This window comes from Desulfosporosinus lacus DSM 15449, from assembly GCF_900129935.1.
Classification (GTDB): domain Bacteria; phylum Bacillota; class Desulfitobacteriia; order Desulfitobacteriales; family Desulfitobacteriaceae; genus Desulfosporosinus; species Desulfosporosinus lacus.
The window spans coordinates 101094-123252 of record NZ_FQXJ01000007.1 but is presented as its reverse complement, the minus strand read 5'-3'; the positions used below and the strand labels follow the sequence as shown (position 1 = coordinate 123252).

The following is a 22159-nucleotide window of genomic DNA, read 5'->3' as shown; positions in this document are numbered from 1 at the left end:
TTTACTCGACTGGAAACTTAACTGTAACCGTTGTTCCGGTATTCCCCGACTCGAAACTAATTTTAGCATTATGTCGAACAGCTATACTTTGACATATTGCAAGCCCTAATCCAGTCCCTCGTTCTTTTGTTGTTAAGAATGGAGTCCCTAATCGATCGAGTATTTCAGGATCAACCCCTCCACCTTGGTCGCAAACTTTAAGAATAATATAATCTTCAAAAATATGAGTTCGAATGGTTAGAGTCATGCCTGCTCGCATTGCCTCCAATCCATTTCTTGCTAAGTTCAGAATCAACTGTCGAAGCTCGTTTCCATTTCCATGAGAGTCGGGAACCTCTTCAAGCTGAAGAATGATTGTTTTGTCTTGATTGATTGCATCAGCTGTTAAGAGTGGGGACAGAGTTGTTACTATCTTGGATATATTGATTAACTCAAAGCCGATCGACTTATCTTTGGCTAAACTCAAGAAATCGGTAAGGATTAAATTCGCCCGATCCAGCTCGTCTGTCATTAATTGGAAAAAATCGTGATATTCTAGCGTCTCTTTCTTAGATTGGAGCAACTGAAGAAAACCGCGAACCGTCGTCAGCGGATTCCTAACCTCGTGAGCAATACCCGCCGCCATTTCTCCCACCATATTAAGTCGCTCTAGACGCGCTAATTCACGATCAGCACTTCTTCTGTCGGTTATATCAATAAGCACTTTGAAAACCAGCCTGGAACCATCTGCATCAATGAAGGGTTGAGAATATATCTCATAAATGCGATTATCAAAAACCATTTCTTTCCATACAGCCGTATCGTTTCTAAGCACCATCGAGGACATACAATCAGGACATGGAAACGGCAAGCCTGCAATAACTTCAAAGCAGGGTTGGTCTAAGCCTGAACCAAATTTTGATTGAAAGCTATTGTTGGCAAAGCGTATTTTGTGATTTTCTTCTTGAAGATATATTAATCCAGGAAAGCTGTTAAATAACGAATACAAACGGTGATGCTCTTCTTCTACGGCCTTTTCAATCATCCGTCTTTCCTCAATGTTACGGAGAAAAATCGAGATTCCGCTTGGAGTTGGGTAAATACTGACCTCAACCCATTGCCCCATTGTTAGAGCATAGGTCTCAAATCGAGTTGGAATCCCGTCATTCATAACCTTAAGACAAGCGTCATTAATCGTTTTATTCGATACCTTATGAGTTTCCCAATAATCAGTTCCTACAATATCTCCATTTATTCCATTAGCTTCGCGCGCTTTAACCATAGCCTGATTGGCGTAGGTTATGACCCATTCACGATTTACCGCCTTAAAGCAGTCTCCAATACTTTCTAAAATATTGATCATCTCTTGATTTGCTTTTGCTAATTCATTTTCTGCAGTTTCTTTTTGGATGATTTCGCTTCGAAGTTGTTCATTTGTTTTCTCTAGTTCATCCGTACGAAATTTGACTAATTCCTCTAAACGTTCCTGGTATTGACTTAGTTCCTTTTGTTTAAGTTCACTATCAGTAATGTCCCAAGTAAAGGTAATCCTGAAACACCGAGAATTTACAGTAATTTCATGATTATTAATTCGAACAGGAAAACAGCTTCCATCTTTCTTCATATGCACGGAGTGATATTCATAACGATCATCATATACCCTTGGACCAACTTCAGCCAAAAGGTCTTTTTGATGTCCTGGCGCACAAAGTAGATCATACATGGATTTACCTATTAATTCTGAGATGCTGTACCCGTGCATTTCAGCATAGTGAGGATTGACCTTTAGCAATTTTCCATTACTGGCATCAGCAACGACCATTCCCCAACTAACTTCAAGGAAAATCCGTTCCCAAATTCCGTTTTCTTCTCGAACATCCGCTAAAGTTGCTTCCAGTAAAGCAACTTTTTGTTTTAATTCCATGATCTCTTCAGTTGACATTATTCATACCACTTTTCTTATTAGATTGCGGTCATGTCCATGGAACTGACTAAGATATCCATATCATTATATAGTGATGTCAATAAGTTTCTCTTCGACAAATATCTCCTCTATTCCTTCTTATGCAAGCACTTTAAAAATAATAACTGTTTACTCCCTTTAAATAAGTAATTGTTCAGCGAAAGCCAAAAATCGAGCCTTTATACACACTAAAACGCACACTCGCGCGGAAGGACTTGCACCCCTCAAAGCAGAAAAAACGAACTCCCACTTGATCAAAGCGGGAGTCTTATCATTAGATAAATTTACATACTACGTGATTGCGCCCGATTGTTTACCAGTCATAGTATTTACCTTCAACTTAAAAAGAGTAACTCCTGCTAACACAGCATCAACAGGGAAAGGTTGCTCATTTGAATATTGTTGCATGATTATTTTCATTCCTTCTCGCTTAGCCGCTATGTCATCGATGAATTCAACTTCTCCGAAACCAACAACACTCTGATACCGCATTGTCCATTCACACCCCTGCTCGCTCGGCACTAGTTCTGTATTGATCTCAACTTCAAAGCATGCCTGAGGATTTTCGCGTAGAATCATAACTTTTAGCCCCTCATGCGCAGAATGAAAATACAATACCCTATCTGCGTAACCAAAGTTCATCGGAACAATATAAGGCATATCCTTAAAGGATACCGCTAATCGGCACACCTGAGCCTTCTTTAGGATCTCATCCATTAAATCCTGATCAGTTATTTCCTTATCACTTCTACGCATGTTTTGCCTCTTTTCATATTCTTTATCAATTCCGAGACTCCCACTTATTCAAGTGGGTGTTCCTTATTCTACTTCGGTGACGATAGTCTCGATGTTCAGCTTTAGCTGAATGAGTTCACTTTAGAGGCTCCCAAACAGTTTTAGCTATTGCAAGTTCTTGACGGTCATCGTTCCCGAGTACAACATGCCTATACGCTGAGTTGTTGGCCCTTGGATTAGCAGCATAGCATTTTGAGCAAATACTGGTTCCATACGTAGTTGCCTTCTTATAGGTGATTTCCAGGGCAGTCAGATGATTATTCTGGTAAATATCCTCAGGAACCACTTCTAGCATCCATTGAAGATAATTAACATTATTGACATGTCCGTTAGTATCAATATCACTGCGTCTAACCGCAAATATCTGTTCATTCCCTTCTTCCTGTTCACCTTCCCCTATCGTAGGTTTCTCCAAAGACTCTTCAATCGCTCGCAGCGAGTTAACTCCATAAGCATCTTCAAAATCCGGGGGGATTCTGGAGGGACGCTTGCTTTCTGTATTATAAAAGATCCACAAAGACGTGGCTCTGCCGATAATCTTCTGGTCCCTGTCTATAATCAAGAAATCTCTCGTTCCATAAAAACGTTCAAACCCAGCAGACCAGGTTTCTATCGTTACCTTTTCACCCAATACAGGATAGCGTTCCATCTCAAGCTGCCACTTATTTAGGATCCAAGCTTGTTTTTTGAATCTTAACCTCTTAACTCCTTGTCCCACTGCCTCAGAATGGGAAATTGCAGCATCTTCTAAGCAATGAAGTATGGTCAGGGGAGTTGCCTTCTCATACGGGTTCACTTCATGATAATGCACTTCGAATTCCATTCTATACTTTCTATTTTCCATTCTCTGATCCACCTTCGTTAATCATAAAAGCTTTAGCCCCTAAGCCCTTGGTTCGATCAACTAACTTCGGATGGAGATGAACTCCCTCCCAAGAAATTTCCTCCTTTGAATTGTGTGTCGAAGATTTGTCGATAAAGACCTTTCTTCCTAAGTAATTCCTCATGATTTCCACTTTCAGCAATAGTTCCATTCTCGATAACAAAAATTTGATCAGCCGCTAAGACTGTTGACAGTCTATGGGCAATAACAAAACTTGTTCTATCTCGCAACAAGGGTACCATCGCCTTTTGAATATACATTTCCGACACGGAATCTAAAGAAGATGTAGCTTCATCTAGAATAATAATTCTTGGGTCTCTCAAAATAACTCTGGCAATAGACACTCTTTGCTTTTCTCCACCGGATAACTTGATACCTCTATTTCCAACAATTGTTTTATAGTGATCTGGCAGAGTCATAATAAAATCATGAATATAGGCGGCTTGGCAAGCCTCAATCATCTCTTGCTCTGTAGCATCTTTTTTCCCATACCTCAGATTTTCTTCAATAGTATCATTAAAAAGATACGGTTCTTGTATAACGATCCCAATCTGGTTCCTAAGCGATTCCAGGGTAACATCTCTGATATCCCGGTCGTCAATCTTAATACTGCCTCTGTTCACCTCATATAATCTTGGAATCAAGTTTGTAATGGTGGTTTTCCCCACACCACTGGAGCCAACTAAGGCAACCATCGTGCCTGGATTTATGGAAAAACTTATATTTTCTAACACTTTGACCTTGCTGTTATATGAAAAATATACCTTTTCAAAGTCTACCTTCCCTTTAATTACTTCAAATTTCGCAGCACCAGGTTTATCTTTTATCTCTTGTTTCTGATCTAAATATTCAAAGATTCTCTGAAATAAGGCTAAGGATCTGGTGACATCTATGTGAATATTAGAGAGTTGCGAAACTGGTAAATACAACCTCCCCAAAAGAGCTACGAAAGCAATTATGCTTCCAATGGAAATTTCACCTTTTATAAATAAATAGCCGCCATAAAAGTAAATAAGCATCGGCCCAATTGCTATAAAAGTGGTTATTGTCATTCTGAACCAGCGCCCTACAACCGATTCCCTAAGTTGCAAGGTTATAACTTCTTTATTAGTCTTTTCAAATCTTGCTAATTCATCTTTTTCCTTGGTAAAAATCTTAGTGAGCAGCGCTCCGCTAACACTAAAGGCTTCCTGAATAATCTGGTTAAGGTCACTAATTTTCTCCTGACTCTTTGTGGCTATTTTCCATCTAAGCTTCCCTACTTTTCTCGTAGGGATGATAAAGGCAGGCAGTATGATCATGCCAACAAATGCTAATTTCCAGTTCATCATTATTAAAACTGCCGCAGTTGAAATAAGCACAACAAAGCTGGTTAAGGCATTGACTATGGTTGTGTTAAATATATCCTGAATTCCATCAATGTCGCTCGTTATTCTAGTAATAATCTCGCCTGGCTTGGCATCGGTATAGAAATTTAGGGACATGTTCTGTAAATGAGCGTACATTTGATTTTTCATATTTAGAATTATATGTTTAGAAATCCAAATGCTGAGGTAAGACTGGGCTACTTGCAACAATCCTAAGATCACTGTTACCCCTATAGAAACAAAAATCAACACACTTAAGAGCATCAAATCCTTTTGTGGTAAAGCATTGTCAATGATATTCCTAATTAGCATCGGTGGTACAAGCCCCAGTATTGAGATAATTATTATTATGCTAATTACGAGAAGCATTTTCTTCCAATAAGGCAAGAAATAGCTCATTATTCTTGAAAGCATCTTTCTGGTAACCTGGGGCATTTCTTCTTTTGCAAATCTCAATCTGCCGATTCCCTGTTTCATAGTATCCACCAACTCCTAAGCTTTGACGAGCTAACTCCCTTTACAATTATAGCATAGTTGTTCCCATTAGAAAGGAACAACAGTCACAAACACACTGTCCCCGCCTGCTTCATCATCCTAGCCCAAACTTAGCTTCATGTCCCTAATTTTAAAAGAACCAAATAAGTATAAGCCTCCGTGGGAACAAAAGAAACTCCTCAACATAATCTATTCAAAATGAACTTTAACTAAAAGTTAGCCTCGGCTAACCTATGGATCAGAAAGTAGATTAGCTTGGCAACGAAAAGGGGGTACATAGTGTGAGGGATGCAGAACGAATCAATTCATTATCAGACTTGTCTCTGGGTTCGGACTGTCAGATAGTTTCCTTAGAGTTGAGCGGACTCTTACGGCGCCGTATTCTTGACTTAGGAATCGTTCCTGGAACGTTAATACGCTGTATTCGACGTGGACCTTCTGGTGATCCAACCGCTTATATGGTGAGGGGAACACTCATTGCTTTGCGCAGCGAAGATGCTGCCCAAATTTTTGTGAGAAAGTTATCGAATGGAGAGGAATGTGTATGATTCTGTCTGCAGAAAAAAAGAACAACCAATTCACCGTTGCCTTAGCAGGTAATCCAAACGTTGGAAAGAGTACAATTTTCAACGCGCTGACCGGGCTCCATCAGCATACTGGTAATTGGCCCGGTAAGACGGTAGATAATGCCCAGGGAATCTATGAGCATCAGAAAAAATCGTTTTTAATAGTTGATTTGCCTGGTACTTATTCATTATTAGCTCATACAGTTGAGGAACAAATAGCCCGGGATTATCTCTGTTTTGCAAACCCAGACGTTACAGTGGTAGTCTTAGACGCAACTTGCCTGGAAAGAAATCTTAATTTAGCTCTTCAAGTCTTTGAGATAACATCCAAAGTCATTGTCTGTCTGAATCTGATGGATGAGGCTACTAAGAAAGATCTCGTAATTGATGTGCCCTCATTAGAACGTGAGTTGGGTGTTCCAGTAGTGGCAACCGCCGCCCGTCAAGGAAAGGGACTTTTTGAACTTCGCAAGAAAATATTCCAGGTTGCTTCAGGATCTTTGCAACCAAGTCCTCGTCAAATTAAATATTCCTCAGATGTTGAAAATGCTCTCAAAGAATTGCTGCCCTTAGTAGAAAACATAGCAAACAATACGTTGTCCCCCCGTTGGATAGCTCTAAGGCTTTTGGACGGAGACCAAAGTTTTCTAAGAAGTCTAAGCAATTATTTAGATATCGACCAAGCTTCATTTCAATTTCAGGATTGGGAGGAATCTAAATGTGCGCAATGAGCCCTTCTAGAGTTCTAAGTGAAGTTTATGGTCAAGCTGAATGTGTTCGTAATTCCTATCTAAAGTCATTCAGCGATCAGATCGTTGCAGATATTTATGGAAATGCTGAGCAAATTACGAAGCACGTTCTCTCAAAAAAAGAAAGCCAACGAATTAGCTTTGATCTAACTATCGATAACCTTGTAACTTCAAAGTGGTTTGGCTATCCGCTCATGATTCTCTTATTGGTTGGCGTCTTTTGGCTAACAATAGAAGGGGCGAATTTCCCTTCTGAACTCCTTGCCACCGTCCTCTTTGCATTTCAGGATCAGCTTACTCTTTGGTTTCAATGGGCAGGGGCACCGAATTGGGTACATGGAGTTCTCGTTCTGGGAGTTTACCGTACTCTGGCTTGGGTTATCGCTGTAATGCTGCCTCCTATGGCTATCTTTTTCCCCTTATTTACTCTCTTAGAAGACTCCGGTTATCTGCCGCGCATTGCTTTTAATCTCGATCATATTTTCAAAAGGGCAAAGGCTTGTGGTAAACAGAGTCTGACAATGTGTATGGGGTTCGGATGCAATGCCGCCGGAGTTACCTCATGTAGAATCATCGACTCTCCTCGTGAACGCTTAATCGCGATTCTAACCAACAATTTTGTCCCTTGCAATGGCAGATTTCCAACATTGATAGCGATTACCTCCATTTTTATTGGCGGTGCAATTGCATCCTATTCAGGGTTAATCAATGCGTTGGTTATTTCCACAATAATCCTGTTGGGAGTCGCTGTTACATTGTCCGTCTCCTGGATATTGTCTATGACAATTTTGAAGGGAGAACCCTCTTCATTGGTCTTGGAATTGCCGTCATACCGCCGACCTAAGATTGGCGCAGTGATCTATCGGTCCATGCTTGATCGCACCCTGTTTGTATTAAGACGTTCAATCATTGTAGCCGCTCCTGCTGGAGCCGTGATCTGGATTCTAGCCAACGTCTATATCGGGGACCAAAACATTCTATCCGCAGTAGCGCATATACTTAATCCCTTTGGACAGTTAATTGGACTGGATGGATTTATCCTAATGGCTTTTATTCTGGGTTTGCCAGCAAACGAAATCGTCTTACCAATTCTCATAATGAGTTATCTCTCCACTGGCTCTCTACAGGATTACTCCAGTTTAGAGGAGTTGCGAAACGTTTTAGTAAGCAACGGATGGACCTGGCTAACCGCGATAAATGTCATGCTCTTTTCCTTGTTGCATTGGCCTTGTGCTACCACCCTCCTGACAACCTACAAGGAAACAGGCAGTAAAAAATGGGTTTTTCTATCTTTTCTGATTCCGACACTTATCGGATTTACTGCTTGCTTCATTTTTACTCAAGTAGTTCAATTCTTCGGCTTAGTTTAAATCAATAGATTCTATAGATTGGTTTTACTGGAAGACACTATGTATTCCAGTAAAACCTTATGCCATTCTGGGTTTTGATTTAGAAATGTGACAATTGCTTGGATAGAGCGGATGGTAGCTTCTGAAAGATAATGTTCCATCGCCTCGGCTTCTGCTGCAATATCGCAGTCAGTATTAATGAGCACCAGGAATTCCTGTAACAATTGATTGCGTTTCACTAAGAAATCGCCAAGTTTTTTTCCTTTTTCTGAAAGGGTAATCTCCCCATAACGTTGATAATAAATATATTGGCCATTTTTCAATTTGCGCAACGCTTTCGTTACCGATGGCAAAGAAACCCCCAGTTTTATACTGAGGTCAGTGACCCGAACAGTATCTGCAGATAGAGAAAAACGGTATAGCTCTTCTAGATAGTCCTCTAAACTGGGGGTGAGAATACCCATCGCTACTCCTTTTCAAAGGTCTTTTTAAATACTTATGCGATATTGTCTCAGAACTTTCCAACTCCCAAAGAAGTACCCAGTTTACTAATCGGACTTTACTATACTGCCAGAAGGTGTGACCTACAAAAAGCTTTCTTCCCCAAAGCATAATTATCGGATTTTTCTGTTTATTTGTTGGGGCAACCTAAATTATTTGGATAGAACCCTATAAAAAACATACACTACAACACAGACAGAATTAAGGATAATAAGCCGCGGAGGAGGCACCTTCGATGTATAAAAAGGATAAAAAGACCATATCAGTAGCTGTCCACCCAGGATTACGACGCATTTTACTCAAAAACCCAACTCAAGAATCCTTAAGTACGATTATTGAATACCAACTCTTTGAACAGGCCAGTCCACCCCTTTCCGACGACATCCTTCGCCTGTTACCTTCTTGGGAACAGCAAGCCTTAGAAGGAAACGAGGTACTAGCCGGACTTATCCAGTACATGTCTCAGCAATCCCTAAGTTTTATAAAAAACCAGAAAATTATCCAAGCTAACCTCTTACGCATACGAATTTTAGCCTCAACGCCCGGAATTATTTCCTTTCCCGCCACAGAAATTCAAGAAAACCTAATTAATTTCTTAAAGTCTTCTGATATTTTGGCTGATCTTCCAGAATTAGAGGTCGTATCATTTTCAGCGAACGAGATTAAGCCCCTCTCTTCTGATTTAGCTCGTTTTCGGTTAACTCCCCACAGCCGCCGTTATATTCAGAATCTATTCCACCCTGAAAGGCGTGAAGCTATTCTATCTGTATTGGCTCATATTACTAAGAATTATCCCCTGATATCTACTTGCCGTCAGGCCTATGCCCTTATGCTGTCACTCGATAACCCTGACATTTGGGGAAACCATCCTTTTTGTGTTCGCCTAATCGCCAATCGTTTTTGGGATAATAAAATAATGAAAACTACAGAAGCATAACTGCGCTCTTTTTACTTGCTATCCTTAGCTTGGCTAAACCAATCTATTAATTGCCGGGCTATACTTCCACTGCTCGGAATCAGCGGAAGCTGATCGGCAGTAAACCATCGTGCATCTAAGATTTCTTTTTTGTCAATATTTAAATCCCCACTGTTGTAATCAGCTGTAAACCCTACCATTAGGGAATCTGGGAAAGGCCATGGCTGGCTGCCGAAATATTTAATGTTTTTAACTTTTATGCCCACCTCCTCTGCTACTTCCCTTTGCACGCACTCTTCAAATGTTTCTCCCGGCTCAACAAAACCAGCTAAAACACTATAAAAACCAGCTTGAAAACGACTCCCCTTTGCCAACAATATTTCATTTCCCCGAGTAATGGCTACAATGATCGCCGGGGAAATCCGTGGATAATTGACAAATCCACAGGAGGGACAACGTTTGGCCCTTTCATCCATTTTGTTTTCTGTCTGTGCTCCGCATTGACTGCAATACTGATGGGAACGATCCCAATGCATAATTTGATAAGCTTTACCCACCAAAACAAACAAATCTTCTGGGATGTGATCGAGTAAGCGCCTTAAATTACAAAATGACATGCCTTCGGGTGCAACAGTATTTGGAGAAAGTTCAGCAACGTAACATGGACGTCCGTCCAATTGACCAACATATTGTCTCCTCATCGGTCTTATATTTAACTGATCCGGATTAATGTCAGGCAAAGCAAATTGTCCGTTATTTTCTATGACAAGAAACTTATTCCCTTTGAACAACAACCAATATACCTTTTCATTTTTTTCCTCTTGGTAGTTGAATCCTGGTTCAAAAAACATTCGGGCATCCTCTTTTCATCGCTTGAAGTATGAGTCAGTTTAGTCCATTTAATTATTTATCCTCCCCCTACTTTAGATAAATGAACCGTTCCATACTTGGAATATATGGGGACCATTCATCTTGGGGGTGGTTCTCTTTCGCTTGCTCAAACTGATAGAGTTCTGCATCCATGGCATCTGCATAGTGAATCACTAAAGCTTCCATCAATTTTGGACGCTTTGGTGATTGCCATTCATATTTCCCGTGGTGGCTTGTAATAATATGCAACAACTTAGAACGCTGATCCCGTGAAAAACTTGGGATTTTAGCAATTTCCTCAGTTAAGAGTTCGATCCCTATGATAATATGCCCCAGCAACCGTCCTTCTGTTGTAAATTTAACTCCCCGATCGTAGGAATACTCACCAATCTTGCCGATATCATGCAAAAGCGCTCCGGCCACAACTAAATCACGATTTATTCCGGCGTAATGCTTGGCAATTCCTTCTGCAAGCTCAGCCACTCTAACACTGTGCTCCCAAAGTCCACGGAGATACGCTTGATGAATTTTCATGGCTGCCGGAGCTTTGCGGTAAGCATTTCCCCATTCCGGATGCCCTAAAATCATCTCCATCAGCATTTTGAGCTCCGGTTGGATTATCTTCTCTATAAGAACAGCTAACCTTTTTTCCAACTCGTCTGCAGTAACCGGGGAACTTGGTAAGAGATCAGACAAGTCCACATCCTCTTTTGAAACTATCTGGATAGCTTCAATTGTTAGCTCAATAGTACCACGGTACTCAGAAGCAACTCCTTTTACCCGAAAGATGTCCTGATCTTTCAGCCATACAAGAACTTGTGGATCATAATTCCATATCTTCCCTTGAATCATTCCTGAACGATCTTGGCACGTCATGGAAAGATATGCCCCTGGTTTTTGGCGAAAGGGCACCTCTTTCCATTCATTAACCAGCAATACCCCTTCAAATCGTTCCCCAGCTTTACAGTCTCTCAGCATATATTAAATACTTCCTTTCTTTATCACAGCATCTTTTATCATATCATAACAAACTGGGGAGACATTCAGCTGAAAAGATGTTTTACTAAAGATCTCGAGTCGAGCTTTGTTTTTATATTCCCATATTTAGATCGTTCTTGGGAATAAGAAAATAAAAAAATACAATTAGGAGGGGACAGCAAAAATGGAATTGATAATGTTTCCCTAAAAAGCTATATGGAAGATAAGCAAAATATTCTTCCTATTACAAACTAAGTCTGATCAGACATAGTTACTCAACGTCTCGCGAATTCTTTTGAGAATAAGTTGACGAAGTTCCATTGGTTCTAAGATTTCAGCTGCTGATCCAAACCCTAATACCCAGGTAATAAATTCATTAACCCCTATGATCTCATCTTGAAAGAGCATTGATCCATCCTCTAATATCGTCAATTTACTGTTGCGATGGGCTACATCTTTGCGTACCTTAGCAAAAGTTTGAGAACGATCGAGAAAGCGCACTTTAACCCTCAATAAATCTCCATATTCCATCCCCCAACGCGGACCAAACCAATCCTTTAGAGAAAACCCGTCCGGGTAAACAAAGGACTCAGTGGTTTCGTTGACTTCCTGGATATTGTTTAAATGATAAGTTTTTATCACCTCGCCCTGCCGAGCAACCAGATACCAATACCTTAGACGTGAGTAGTAAACAATTCCCAAGGGGTCTGCCGTTACTTCTCTGCCATTAAATAAGATCCTAACTCTTCGAGTCTCCCTAATTGCGTTTTCAATCAAGGGAAACGTTTTTCCTTGGATAGGCTCTAATGGTGTTAGTTCTCCTTTAATGTAACGGTAATTCTCCTCCTCTCCTAAGTCAAAGCCGGACAAGATCTTTTGTCTTAGCCCTTCTTTCAGCGCATTTTCCTCCTGCAAATAATCTAAGGTACCTAAAACCCCTATTGCCTCCCGGACGTTCAAATGGACTGGAGTATATCGTTTTTCTGCTGCAGCCATAAACCATTTAACCTCCGGCTGAAACAAATCCTCTTCGGCATCATTTCCTTCGTCATGATCCGTATATAAAGGAAACGAGGTTTCAATAGAAGAAACCAACACTTTCAGGTCCTGTTTCATAGTCCCCCAAGGAACACCGCAGGCATCAGCTAAGTCACTTCCGGATAACCCCTCTGGATGAATTTCAATTAAGGCCATGATTTTCCCCATACGATTAATCGAGTCCATGTGAGTCACCTCCATACATTTGCAGGAGTCGGGAAAATTCTTCAGTAACTTTTTTTCTAAGCAACGGAGGCTTGAGAACCTCTGTCCCCGCCCCAAACCCTCGTAACCAAACCGCTAATTCGTCCAGTCCTTCAACCTGATCTTCCATGAGCAGGCCTTCTCCATCCTCCACCAGAGTGCAAGTTTTACGTTTAGCTAACTCCACTCGCACGCGATTTAAGGTTGAATAATAATTATGAAACTTAATTACTACGGGGATTGGATTCTGATCTCGGTAAACCCCCCAGGCATACTGATACCAAGTCTTTAAATCAAATCCTTCTATTGGAGCAAATGATTCGGGTAACCTTGCAACATCTAAAATACGGTTTACCAAATATGTCTTAATCTTCTTATCCCTCTCATCCTGAGCGATAAGATACCAATTATCAAGCACCCAGTAATAGACAATTCCCAGAGGATTTAGCCTAAGTTGCCTTGCCGGCTCCTCTTCTTTGCGATAGAGGATGGAAACTTGGTTTTTATTCTGAGCCGCTTCTTCGAGTTGAAAACAACACTGACTGCGATGAACATCCTGAGTAGGAGTTCTTCCATGGACGAATATTGTCTCCCTCGAATGAGCGTTCTGCCCTATCCACACTTTGAGTTTGGCTTCAAGGGTTTTCATTTCATCTGGAAAAGGCGCCAGAGCACGCGCAACATTCAGCGCTTCTAAAAGAAGCGTTTTCTCCCGTTCTGCTAACTGGAGAGGAGGGAGCATTTGTTCAGAGCAAATTACATACTCTTCCCCTTTATGTTTGAGGATATTCTTTTTGACCAAGTCTTTTATAGCCCGTTCGAGGGTTTTACTGCTAACTTCTTCTTCATCCCGTCGATTAAAGCGTTTGTAGATTTCGGTTATGGTTAATCCTTGAGGAGTAGCAGTGAGCATGCGCAAGATCTCCATTTGTCGAAGGGTTGCTGCCTTGACAGGCGCTACCCCATTCCAACCACTCAAATGCAGGTAAAGTCTTTCTGTTCCATCCTTCTTAAAGCCAAAGCCATTATCTTTCATTTCTTCCAAATCTCTTTGCAGAGTGATTTGATTTACTCCGAATTTTTTAGCTAAACTTTGAAGGGAATGCACCCATGGTTCTGTGGCAACATTTTTGACGATTTCGCGTTGGCGTGTTAACTTATCCAAACTTGTAATCCTCCAATCCCTTGCAACCGAAAAAAGAAATGATAGAATAGATATGGCAACATTAAGGAGGTGAATCCACGATTGGATCCTAACCTTAAAATGAGTTCGAACATGAATATTAACATTACACAGAAAGCAATGAAATTCCTTCAGAAGGCTAAAAAAAATAAACTTTACATAAAGCGCATTGTAGTCACTCAGTGTTGCATCCCGCTCTCTACTCCCCCTGCCGTGCGAAAAGGAAGCCCAAGGAAGCCTGAGGATTTTCACGAATTTATTTTTGATGGAATCACGGTGTATTATGATCGCGATTTAATCCCGAAGCCGAAATTAACCATCGATACTGAAGGGCTGGGCTTGTCCGAACGATTAATGGTTTCTGATTGGGTTATTAAATATTAAAGTCGGCCTTTGGCCGACTTTAATATTACTTTTAGAAGTTAATCCAATCCATTTACTATTATTTCAAGACTTGCAAACTCATCTTATAGTCGTAAATCAATTCATTAAATTCCTCTGGCAAACCGTTTTCACGAAGTAACTTCTGGGCTTTTTTTAATAAGTATTTATGTACTTCTCCCCTGGTAATTAGAAACCTAATCATCTTCTTCATATTTAGATCATCTGTCAGTTCCAGCTGTTGCTGATATAGACGAATCACTCTAGTTTCCGTCTGGATATCCATCTGCAGCATTTTAATAACGTCCAGGCTTTGGTTAATCTGCGTAATTCCCCATAAAGCACCCTGGGTATTAACCAGAGATAAGGGTGGTCCTCCCAGTTTATTAATCGCTACTGAAATCAATTCCATATGTCCAAATTCTTCTGCAGAGATTATCCCCAGCAGTTCTCGAATATGTCGATTTGATATATTCGAACGTTGGTTAAAGTATTGTAAGGCTGATGCCAACTCACTGTCAATTCCTGAATAATGTTCTGTCAGCACTTTTGCAAACACTGGATCTTCACGTTCAACGTGGATCGGATAAAACAAACGTTTGTGATAATTAAACACTTCCATCCCACCCTCTATTTAAAGAATCCTGCCTTTATTATATGGCGATAGAATCCATGTGGTCACAAGCGACTGAATAACACTTCTCTTTTGTCATTAATAAACTGCTCAGAGGAAGTGATCGAAAGCGTTATTACATTGTCCTATTTGTCAGAGCTTGGATCATTTTGTCCATCTCGTGTAAAAAACAAGAATCCTGCCACATAATTTGTGAGCAGGATTCTTGCTCTTATAGCCATGGGGCAAGATGTCATAAAACGAGTGCGAGAGTTTAGTGGGGATTAGTCAATTTAAAGAAAAGAAATCCCCTCCCGTCAAAGGAGGGGGAAAAAGAAAGAAAAGAAGGGGAGAAAAATGAGAAGAATATATGTTAACCGTTGCAGTAACGGGTAATCATTACTGACTAATCTAAGTATAGATCATCCGTGTTACATTGCCATGAAGTTTGTGTGAAGAATATGTTAAACCTTATTATGGAAATTTTAGTTTCCTAACCCTTTCACGCCAATATCCCGTCGAAAATGTGATTTCGGGAAATCAATTTCATCTACCAGAGCATACGCCTTCTCTCGAGCCTTTTGAAGGGTTTGTCCTTCAGCAGTTATTCCCAAGACCCGTCCTCCAGTACTCAGAAGCTGTCCTTCATGAATTCCTGTTCCGGCGTGAAAGATAACTGCATCTTGACCACTCTCCAATGGCAATCGGATCGGTACCCCCTTTGTGTAAGCTAAAGGATAGCCCTCAGCAGCCATTACTACACAAACTGCAACTTCATTTTTCCACTCCAACTGAACTTCGGAAAGATTTTTTTCTGTACACGCCCAAAGAACTGGCAGAAGATCTGACTTAAGTCGTTTCATAACCACTTGGGTTTCTGGATCACCAAACCGAACATTATATTCTAAGAGTTTAGGGCCCTGCTTAGTTATCATCAACCCCAAGAAAAGTACTCCTACAAAGGGAGTCCCTCGTTCTTGCATTATCTTAAGAGTCGGCGAAACAAGGTTGCGCATGACGATTGCTTCAAGTTCAGTCGTCCAAATTGGAGGAGGGCTATACGTACCCATACCTCCAGTGTTAAGCCCCAGGTCACCCTCTAAGGCCCGCTTGTGATCCTGAACAGGAACCATAGGTAAAGCTGTAACCCCATCCGAAAAACACAGTAAGCTAACTTCTTGCCCCTCTAAGAACTCCTCGATAAGCAATTTTTTACCTGCTGAACCAAAGTTGCCGTCCATTATTTCATCCACCGCTTGGAGGGCAGTCTCCAAATCCATTGCTACTATAACACCTTTACCCGCCGCTAAGCCATCCGCTTTCAAAACACAAGGAGCGCCTATGGTTTCAATGTACTTTTTGGCTCGGACCGGATCTTCAAATACTTGCCACTCTGCTGTAGGAATCTTAGCGCCTTCCATAATCATTTTGGCAAACGACTTGCTTCCCTCCAACTGAGCTGCAGCCTGAGTCGGCCCAAAGATTCTCAGACCCGCCTCCTGAAAAGCATCTACAATGCCTAAACTCAAGGGGTCTTCTGGACCGACAACCGTTAGATCGATCTTCTCCTTAACGGCAAATTCCACTAACCCGGCAATATCCTGAACAGAAATTGGGACATTCCAGATAACTGTCCCGGCATTTCCCGGTGCTACATATAAGCGTTCAAGTTCAGGGCTTTGCGCCAACTTCCAAGCTAAAGCATGTTCTCGTCCGCCGTTGCCTATAATTAACACACGATGCTTCTTCACTGTCTGACCCCGCTTCCCATTTATAACCATTTGAATTTATCATTAATGCTGAAAATGCCGGCGATGTGTAAAGACCATAATTATATTTAAGCGATTAGCGGCTTCGATAACCGAAGGATCATTGCGAGACCCCCCTGGCTGAACGATGGCACGAATACCCGCTTTTGCAGCCTCTTCGATCGAATCAGGGAAAGGAAAGAAGGCATCCGAGGCCAGATAAGCCCCTTTAGCTTTATCTCCGGCCTGTTCAAGCGCAATCTTGACTGACCCAACTCTATTCATTTGCCCTGCTCCAACACCCAGCGTCTGTTTATGATCTGTGACTACGATAGCATTTGACTTGACATGTTTCACAATACGCCACGCAAAATCGAGGGCTACTAGATCTTCTTCCGTAGGTTTTTGTTCTGAAGCAACATCCCATTCGCTAACTGAAGTGGTCCCCTGATCGACCTCTTGAACAAGATATCCACCTTCAATACTTCTGGAAACCCAACCGGGCATAACCTTGCCCACGTCCCCTCTGCCAACCACAAAGAGTCGAAGATTTGTTTTAGCACTTAGAATCTCGCGAGCTTCCGGACTAAAATCTGGCGCTATAATGACTTCATAGAAACGTTCTTTAAGGGCTTCAGCACATGCTGTATCTACGACACGATTAAAGGCGATAATGCCGCCAAAAGCGGAAACCGGATCTGCAGCAAATGCATTTTCATAAGCCTCAAGCGGTGTCTTGCCTATTGCCACTCCACAGGGGTTAGTGTGTTTAATGATCGTCGCTGCGCACAATTCAAATTCACGCACAAGTTTCCAAGCAGCATTCATATCTATCCAATTATTGTACGAGAGTTCTTTCCCTTGAAGTTGTTTGCCGTTTGCGAGGGTCCCCACTCCGGCCTCTGAACTAATATAGAAGGCTGCCTTCTGCTGTGGGTTTTCGCCATAACGCAGTTCTTGAACCTTTTGAGCAGTTATGCGAAGCGTCTCCGGGAAAGTATCCGGCGGTTCAATCTGCCGCTCTAGATACCCGGCAATCAGTCGGTCATATTCAGCGGTATGAGCAAAAGCTTCAGCAGCTAGTCGCTTGCGCATGCCCGCAGGAACATTCCCTGTTTCACGCAAAACGCTTAAAACTTCTTCATAAGATTCTGGATTGACCAACACGGTAACCCGCCCATGATTCTTAGCTGCAGCGCGAACCATGGTTGGCCCGCCTACGTCTATATTTTCTATGGCCTCTTCAAAGGTCACTCCAGGCTTAGCAATAGTCTCTCGAAATGGATAAAGATTAACCACTACTAAGTCAATATAAAAAATTCCGTTCTGTTCCATTTGTTCCATATGTTTGACACTGTCCCTCGCCAAAATCCCACCGTGAATTAAAGGGTGAAGTGTCTTGACTCGACCATCTAAAACTTCAGGAAATCCCGTGACCTCACTCACATATTTCACCGGGATATTAGCTTCATCAAGTGCTTTGTAGGTCCCCCCGGTTGAAATCAACTCGAAGCCTAAATCTGCAAGTTCACGCGCAAAAATTACAATTCCCTTCTTGTCGGAAACGCTTATGAGAGCTCTTCGCTTCATCCCAATTCCTCCTGTTGCAAAATATGTACTCTACGCCCAGTCCGCTCTACTTTCCCTAAAGCTAACAAGCGAACGGCATCGGAATAGAGACGATGTTCCACCGCTAAAATTCTCTGAGACAAGCTTTCTTCTGTATCCTCTGACAACACAGGCACTGCCTCTTGTAAAATAATTGGGCCGCTATCCAAGCCTTCATCAACAAAGTGTACAGTACACCCACTTACTTTGACTCCATAATCCAGTGCTTGACGTTGGGCGTGGAGGCCTGGAAAAGCGGGCAGTAATGAAGGATGGATATTCAGGACCGGAAAATGTATTTGACTCATACAATAAGGACTCAAAACCCTCATATACCCTGCCAAAAGTAACAGCTCCACCTCATTATTTTGCATCCAGATCAAGATATCTTCCTCTTGGGCTTGACGATGCTGATAATTACTGATCGGAAAAACACGGGCAGGAATTCCAGCCTCCTCAGCCAGCATTAGTGCACCAGCCCCTGGAAGGTCTGATCCAACAGCCACTATCTCGATAGGAAGGTTGCCGCTTTGGCAGGTTGTAATCAAAGCTTGAAGATTACTCCCACGACCTGATGCCAGTATTGCCGTCCTCATAAGCCACCCCTTCTCCAGTAACGACACTTCCAATAACGAAGCTTTTCTCACCTAACTCATCAAGTTTTTGTCGAACTAATCCCTCAGCCTCTGAACGGACAATCAGGACATAACCAATTCCCATATTAAAAGTCCGATACATTTCTGACCAGGCTACATCTCCCAGGCGTTGTAACAACGAAAAAATTGGCGGTCGTTTCCAAGCTGATGTATTAATTCGAATCCCCAAACCTGCGGGCAATATTCTGGGAACGTTATCCGTTAAACCTCCACCCGTAATATGGGCCATGCCAAGTATCTCTGCATCAGAAAGAAGCAACAAAATTGACTTGACATAAATGCGGGTTGGGCGAAGCAGTGCCTCCCCAAGAGATTCCCCTAACTCTGGGAATTCTTCATCTAAGGAATAGGATTCGAAGATTTTTCGGGCTAAGGAGTACCCATTGCTGTGAAGACCGGACGAAGGTAAACCGATAAGTGTATCTCCTGCTTGAATCTTTGAACCGTCGATTAACTTATCTTCATTCACCACTCCCACTGAAAATCCTGCAATATCATATTCGTCTTCTGCATAGAAACCAGGCATTTCTGCCGTTTCTCCCCCGATTAAGGCACAGCCGGCCATTTCACACCCACCGGCAATCCCGCCAATGACCTCGGCCAGTCGTTTCGGTTCCACTTTTCCAACCGCCAGGTAATCGAGAAAATACAAAGGTTCTGCCCCTTGTACCAAGATATCATTAACACACATAGCTACCGCATCTTGTCCGATGCTATCGTGCTTATTCATTTGAAAAGCAAGGCGCAGCTTAGTTCCTACTCCATCTGTTCCAGAAACAAGAACTGGATTTGGATATTTAGCCAAATCTAGTTTAAAAAGCCCGCCAAATCCGCCTAGCCCGCCGAGGACTTCTGGTCGAAGAGTCCGAGCAACCGCTGGTTTGATACGTTCTACAACTTCATTTCCCGCTTGGATATCAACCCCTGCGTCTCGATATGAATATCCCAACAATGCTTCCTCCTTCCGTATATTAAGCTCACCCACAAGAATTATGAGATTCAAAATTGCTCTTACCTCGGTTTAAACTCGAAACTGGAATAGGATACGCTCCATTAAAGCAAGCCAGGCAAACAGCCTCTGTCCCCAGTGCGCGAAGCAAGCCCTCCTCAGAAATATAGTGCAATGAATCTGCCCCAACATACTGTCGAATTCCATCGACATCCAATTGATTGGCAATGAGCTTTTCCCGTTCTGCAGTGTCAATTCCATAGAAACACGGGTAGGCCACTGGAGGAGAACTGATTAAAAAATGTACTTCTTTAGCTCCCGCCTTCTTGACCATTTCCACAAGCTTAGAACTAGTCGTTCCTCGGACGATAGAATCATCGATCATCACGACACGTTTATCTTTCAGAACGCTCGCATTAGCATTAAGTTTAAGACGAACTGCAACTTCTCTCATTGCCTGAGTCGGTTGAATAAAGGTTCTGCCCACATAACGATTTTTAATAAGTCCTTCTCCAAACGGTATTCCCAATGCCGTCGCATACCCTAAGGCCGAAGCAGTTCCGGAATCTGGAACTGCAATTACAAGATCTGCTTCAATCGGACATTCATGGGCCAGTTCTATACCCATCTGCCGTCGGCTCTCAGCTATATTTAACTGATCCATCGTACTGTCTGGTCGAGCGAAATAGATATATTCAAAAGCACAGCACGCCCGCTTAGTTTTGTTCAACCCCCGACGTGAGTGTAGTCCTTCTTTATCAATTACAACAATTTCACCAGGTTCTACATCTCTTACAAACTCTGCGCCAATAGTATCAAGGGCACAACTTTCCGAAGCTAGACAATACCAACTCCCTAGCTTCCCAATACATAAAGGGCGAACGCCTAGGGGATCCCTGATTCCAAAAAGCTTATCCTCCGCTAAGATAACCAAGGCATATGCCCCGCGCAGATCCATCATGGTCTTAACTAGCGCGTCTTCTAATGATTCTCGGCGATACCGAGTTATAAGGTTAATAATCACTTCACTGTCAACCGTCGTTTGGAAAACCGCACCGTTTTTTCCTAGTTCTTCTCGAAGATCGGATGCGTTTGTCAAATTCCCATTATGTGCTAAAGCCATCATACCTTTTTGATAGTGTACCACTAAAGGCTGAGCATTTGCCAGCAGACTTGATCCCGTCGTGGAATATCGCACATGACCGATGGCCATTTTCCCTTTCAAGCCTTCTACTATGCTGTCAGAAAAAACTTCCGACACTAAACCCATTCCTTTATGCACATTGATGCTCAAGCCATTCGAAACTGCGATTCCAGCGCTTTCTTGACCACGGTGCTGTAAAGCATAAAGCCCGTAATAAGTAAGACGGGCAACCTCTTGATCGGGAGCATAAATACCAAAGACTCCACATTCCTCTTTCGGTTTGTCCTCTCCAAATTCGAACATTTTCGGCCCCTCTCTCCCCCTTAGTTCCGCGCTTGCGGCGAAGTACGTCTAGATCATATAAAGATATCAGTACTTCACCGCGTCATTTTAAGAGATGATTAAATACTATTCTCACTTCTAAGCTTACTTGCCATAGCATGCTTGCTTAAGGGTCTATGCAAGGACCGCCTTAACCCTGCGATAGACTTCTTGATACGCTTCTTCGACTTTTCCCAAATCACGTCGGAAGCGATCCTTGTCCAGCTTTTCGCGTGTTTCAATATCCCAATAACGGCAAGTGTCTGGAGAAATCTCATCGCCAAGATAAACTTTTCCATCACGCACTCCGAATTCCAGTTTAAAGTCGATCAATTCGATACCCGCTTTTACTAAGATAGACTGTAAAATCGAGTTGACTTTTAAGCCCATGGCTTGAATTTCTCGCGCAACATCCATACTCGCCCAGCCCATCGCCTCGACGTGAGATTCATTAACCATCGGGTCCCCCAACGCATCATCTTTATAATATAATTCTACAACCGGGCGTGAAAGTACAAAACCTTCCTCTACTCCAAGACGCTTTGACAGACTTCCGGCCACAATGTTGCGCACAACAACTTCGAGTGGAATCATTTCTAAACGATGTACAAGCATATCCCGATCGCTTAACAATTTAACATAATGGGTTAGAATACCCGCTTTTTCAATTTCCTCAAAGAACAGTGCTGATAACTGGTTATTGACCAATCCCTTATCCACGATTTGTCCTTTTTTCTCCCCGTTGAAGGCAGTGGCATCATCTTTATAGGCTACCCAGAAATATTCATTTTGATCAGTGTCATACACTCTCTTAGCTTTTCCCTCGTATCGTAATTCTAACTTTTCCATTAAGTATAACCCCTTTCATATTTGGTGAAGTATGCCAAGTATCTGTTGCAAGTA

General features: G+C 42.1%; 21 protein-coding genes. 5 read left to right on the top strand and 16 right to left on the bottom strand.

Going from position 1 to position 22159, the window contains the following annotated elements:
• Position 1: 1 nt before the first annotated feature.
• The 4 genes from BUB11_RS11230 to BUB11_RS11215 all read right to left on the bottom strand — a co-directional run bounded on the left by BUB11_RS11230 (position 2) and on the right by BUB11_RS11215 (position 5464).
• Positions 2-1921 carry an ATP-binding protein gene (locus tag BUB11_RS11230; protein ID WP_073029847.1) on the bottom strand — a complete coding sequence of 640 codons (1920 nt, stop codon included), beginning with the start codon at positions 1919-1921 and terminating at the stop codon, positions 2-4.
• Positions 1922-2233: 312 nt separating this feature from the next.
• Complete coding sequence (locus tag BUB11_RS11225) at positions 2234-2698, bottom strand: pyridoxamine 5'-phosphate oxidase family protein (RefSeq protein WP_073029846.1); 465 nt, start codon at positions 2696-2698, stop codon at positions 2234-2236.
• 115 nt (positions 2699-2813) lie between these two features.
• Positions 2814-3581 (bottom strand): acyl-[acyl-carrier-protein] thioesterase, encoded by a 768-nt coding sequence (locus BUB11_RS11220; protein ID WP_073029845.1) that lies wholly within the window; start codon positions 3579-3581, stop codon positions 2814-2816.
• A 56-nt stretch (positions 3582-3637) separates the two neighbouring features.
• Positions 3638-5464, bottom strand: a complete 1827-nt coding sequence (locus BUB11_RS11215) for an ABC transporter ATP-binding protein (RefSeq protein WP_073029844.1) — start codon at positions 5462-5464, stop codon at positions 3638-3640.
• Positions 5465-5763: 299 nt separating this feature from the next.
• Here BUB11_RS11215 and BUB11_RS11210 point away from each other — a divergent pair, with 299 nt between their 5' ends.
• Genes BUB11_RS11210 through BUB11_RS11200 form a run of 3 tightly spaced genes read left to right on the top strand, consistent with a single transcriptional unit; the run spans position 5764 to position 8167 of the window.
• Complete coding sequence (locus tag BUB11_RS11210; RefSeq protein ID WP_084110255.1) at positions 5764-6030, top strand: FeoA family protein; 267 nt, start codon at positions 5764-5766, stop codon at positions 6028-6030.
• On the top strand, positions 6027-6779 hold the full coding sequence (locus tag BUB11_RS11205; RefSeq protein ID WP_073029843.1) for a FeoB small GTPase domain-containing protein: 753 nt from the start codon (positions 6027-6029) through the stop codon (positions 6777-6779). Before BUB11_RS11210 ends, BUB11_RS11205 begins: the two co-directional genes overlap by 4 nt.
• Positions 6767-8167, top strand: coding sequence for a nucleoside recognition domain-containing protein (locus BUB11_RS11200; protein WP_073029842.1), 1401 nt, complete (start codon positions 6767-6769; stop codon positions 8165-8167). Before BUB11_RS11205 ends, BUB11_RS11200 begins: the two co-directional genes overlap by 13 nt.
• An 11-nt stretch (positions 8168-8178) precedes the next feature.
• Here BUB11_RS11200 and BUB11_RS11195 read toward each other — a convergent pair whose 3' ends face one another.
• Positions 8179-8610 carry a metal-dependent transcriptional regulator gene (locus BUB11_RS11195; protein WP_200797905.1) on the bottom strand — a complete coding sequence of 144 codons (432 nt, stop codon included), beginning with the start codon at positions 8608-8610 and terminating at the stop codon, positions 8179-8181.
• A 272-nt stretch (positions 8611-8882) separates the two neighbouring features.
• On the opposite strand from BUB11_RS11195, the gene BUB11_RS11190 reads away from it, so the two are divergent.
• A complete protein-coding gene (locus BUB11_RS11190) occupies positions 8883-9584 on the top strand; it encodes a hypothetical protein (protein WP_073029841.1) in 702 nt (233 codons plus the stop codon).
• An 11-nt stretch (positions 9585-9595) separates the two neighbouring features.
• Here BUB11_RS11190 and nudC read toward each other — a convergent pair whose 3' ends face one another.
• The 4 genes from nudC to BUB11_RS11170 form a co-directional block, all read right to left on the bottom strand.
• On the bottom strand, positions 9596-10414 hold the full coding sequence (nudC, locus tag BUB11_RS11185) for an NAD(+) diphosphatase (protein ID WP_073029840.1): 819 nt from the start codon (positions 10412-10414) through the stop codon (positions 9596-9598).
• A 67-nt stretch (positions 10415-10481) separates the two neighbouring features.
• Positions 10482-11411 (bottom strand): 3'-5' exoribonuclease YhaM family protein, encoded by a 930-nt coding sequence (locus tag BUB11_RS11180; protein ID WP_073029839.1) that lies wholly within the window; start codon positions 11409-11411, stop codon positions 10482-10484.
• Between the two features lie 261 nt (positions 11412-11672).
• Positions 11673-12635 carry a helix-turn-helix transcriptional regulator gene (locus BUB11_RS11175; RefSeq protein ID WP_073029838.1) on the bottom strand — a complete coding sequence of 321 codons (963 nt, stop codon included), beginning with the start codon at positions 12633-12635 and terminating at the stop codon, positions 11673-11675.
• Entirely contained in the window at positions 12622-13818 is a 1197-nt protein-coding gene (locus BUB11_RS11170) for a helix-turn-helix transcriptional regulator (RefSeq protein WP_073029837.1), read from the bottom strand. Before BUB11_RS11170 ends, BUB11_RS11175 begins: the two co-directional genes overlap by 14 nt.
• 81 nt (positions 13819-13899) lie before the next feature.
• Here BUB11_RS11170 and BUB11_RS11165 point away from each other — a divergent pair, with 81 nt between their 5' ends.
• Positions 13900-14220, top strand: coding sequence for a CC/Se motif family (seleno)protein (locus tag BUB11_RS11165; RefSeq protein WP_073029836.1), 321 nt, complete (start codon positions 13900-13902; stop codon positions 14218-14220).
• Positions 14221-14278: 58 nt separating this feature from the next.
• Here BUB11_RS11165 and BUB11_RS11160 read toward each other — a convergent pair whose 3' ends face one another.
• The 7 genes from BUB11_RS11160 to purC form a co-directional block, all read right to left on the bottom strand.
• The gene (locus BUB11_RS11160) at positions 14279-14833 is read right to left on the bottom strand and encodes a manganese catalase family protein (protein ID WP_073030018.1); all 555 of its coding nucleotides are present in this window, start codon (positions 14831-14833) and stop codon (positions 14279-14281) included.
• 482 nt (positions 14834-15315) lie between these two features.
• A complete protein-coding gene (purD, locus tag BUB11_RS11155; RefSeq protein WP_073029835.1) occupies positions 15316-16611 on the bottom strand; it encodes a phosphoribosylamine--glycine ligase in 1296 nt (431 codons plus the stop codon).
• A 12-nt stretch (positions 16612-16623) separates the two neighbouring features.
• Positions 16624-18168 (bottom strand): bifunctional phosphoribosylaminoimidazolecarboxamide formyltransferase/IMP cyclohydrolase, encoded by a 1545-nt coding sequence (gene purH / locus BUB11_RS11150; protein WP_073029834.1) that lies wholly within the window; start codon positions 18166-18168, stop codon positions 16624-16626.
• Positions 18165-18782 carry a phosphoribosylglycinamide formyltransferase gene (gene purN / locus BUB11_RS11145; protein WP_073029833.1) on the bottom strand — a complete coding sequence of 206 codons (618 nt, stop codon included), beginning with the start codon at positions 18780-18782 and terminating at the stop codon, positions 18165-18167. Before purN ends, purH begins: the two co-directional genes overlap by 4 nt.
• Positions 18745-19791 (bottom strand): phosphoribosylformylglycinamidine cyclo-ligase, encoded by a 1047-nt coding sequence (purM, locus tag BUB11_RS11140; protein WP_073029832.1) that lies wholly within the window; start codon positions 19789-19791, stop codon positions 18745-18747. Before purM ends, purN begins: the two co-directional genes overlap by 38 nt.
• 28 nt (positions 19792-19819) lie before the next feature.
• A complete protein-coding gene (gene purF, locus BUB11_RS11135; RefSeq protein WP_073029831.1) occupies positions 19820-21238 on the bottom strand; it encodes an amidophosphoribosyltransferase in 1419 nt (472 codons plus the stop codon).
• Between the two features lie 153 nt (positions 21239-21391).
• Complete coding sequence (purC, locus tag BUB11_RS11130) at positions 21392-22105, bottom strand: phosphoribosylaminoimidazolesuccinocarboxamide synthase (protein ID WP_073029830.1); 714 nt, start codon at positions 22103-22105, stop codon at positions 21392-21394.
• Positions 22106-22159: the final 54 nt, after the last annotated feature.

What these genes read in the sequence shown, in the direction of transcription:
- purN (WP_073029833.1), bottom strand. Translation starts at nt 18,782, where the DNA reads ATGAGGACGGCAATACTGGCATCAGGTCGTGGGAGTAATCTTCAAGCT.
- BUB11_RS11230 (WP_073029847.1), bottom strand. Translation starts at nt 1,921, where the DNA reads ATGTCAACTGAAGAGATCATGGAATTAAAACAAAAAGTTGCTTTACTG.
- BUB11_RS11190 (WP_073029841.1), top strand. Translation starts at nt 8,883, where the DNA reads ATGTATAAAAAGGATAAAAAGACCATATCAGTAGCTGTCCACCCAGGA.
- purF (WP_073029831.1), bottom strand. Translation starts at nt 21,238, where the DNA reads ATGTTCGAATTTGGAGAGGACAAACCGAAAGAGGAATGTGGAGTCTTT.
- purH (WP_073029834.1), bottom strand. Translation starts at nt 18,168, where the DNA reads ATGAAGCGAAGAGCTCTCATAAGCGTTTCCGACAAGAAGGGAATTGTA.
- BUB11_RS11175 (WP_073029838.1), bottom strand. Translation starts at nt 12,635, where the DNA reads ATGGACTCGATTAATCGTATGGGGAAAATCATGGCCTTAATTGAAATT.
- purD (WP_073029835.1), bottom strand. Translation starts at nt 16,611, where the DNA reads ATGGTTATAAATGGGAAGCGGGGTCAGACAGTGAAGAAGCATCGTGTG.
- BUB11_RS11180 (WP_073029839.1), bottom strand. Translation starts at nt 11,411, where the DNA reads ATGCTGAGAGACTGTAAAGCTGGGGAACGATTTGAAGGGGTATTGCTG.
- BUB11_RS11200 (WP_073029842.1), top strand. Translation starts at nt 6,767, where the DNA reads ATGTGCGCAATGAGCCCTTCTAGAGTTCTAAGTGAAGTTTATGGTCAA.
- BUB11_RS11225 (WP_073029846.1), bottom strand. Translation starts at nt 2,698, where the DNA reads ATGCGTAGAAGTGATAAGGAAATAACTGATCAGGATTTAATGGATGAG.
- purC (WP_073029830.1), bottom strand. Translation starts at nt 22,105, where the DNA reads ATGGAAAAGTTAGAATTACGATACGAGGGAAAAGCTAAGAGAGTGTAT.
- BUB11_RS11220 (WP_073029845.1), bottom strand. Translation starts at nt 3,581, where the DNA reads ATGGAAAATAGAAAGTATAGAATGGAATTCGAAGTGCATTATCATGAA.
- BUB11_RS11205 (WP_073029843.1), top strand. Translation starts at nt 6,027, where the DNA reads ATGATTCTGTCTGCAGAAAAAAAGAACAACCAATTCACCGTTGCCTTA.
- BUB11_RS11195 (WP_200797905.1), bottom strand. Translation starts at nt 8,610, where the DNA reads ATGGGTATTCTCACCCCCAGTTTAGAGGACTATCTAGAAGAGCTATAC.
- nudC (WP_073029840.1), bottom strand. Translation starts at nt 10,414, where the DNA reads ATGTTTTTTGAACCAGGATTCAACTACCAAGAGGAAAAAAATGAAAAG.
- BUB11_RS11215 (WP_073029844.1), bottom strand. Translation starts at nt 5,464, where the DNA reads ATGAAACAGGGAATCGGCAGATTGAGATTTGCAAAAGAAGAAATGCCC.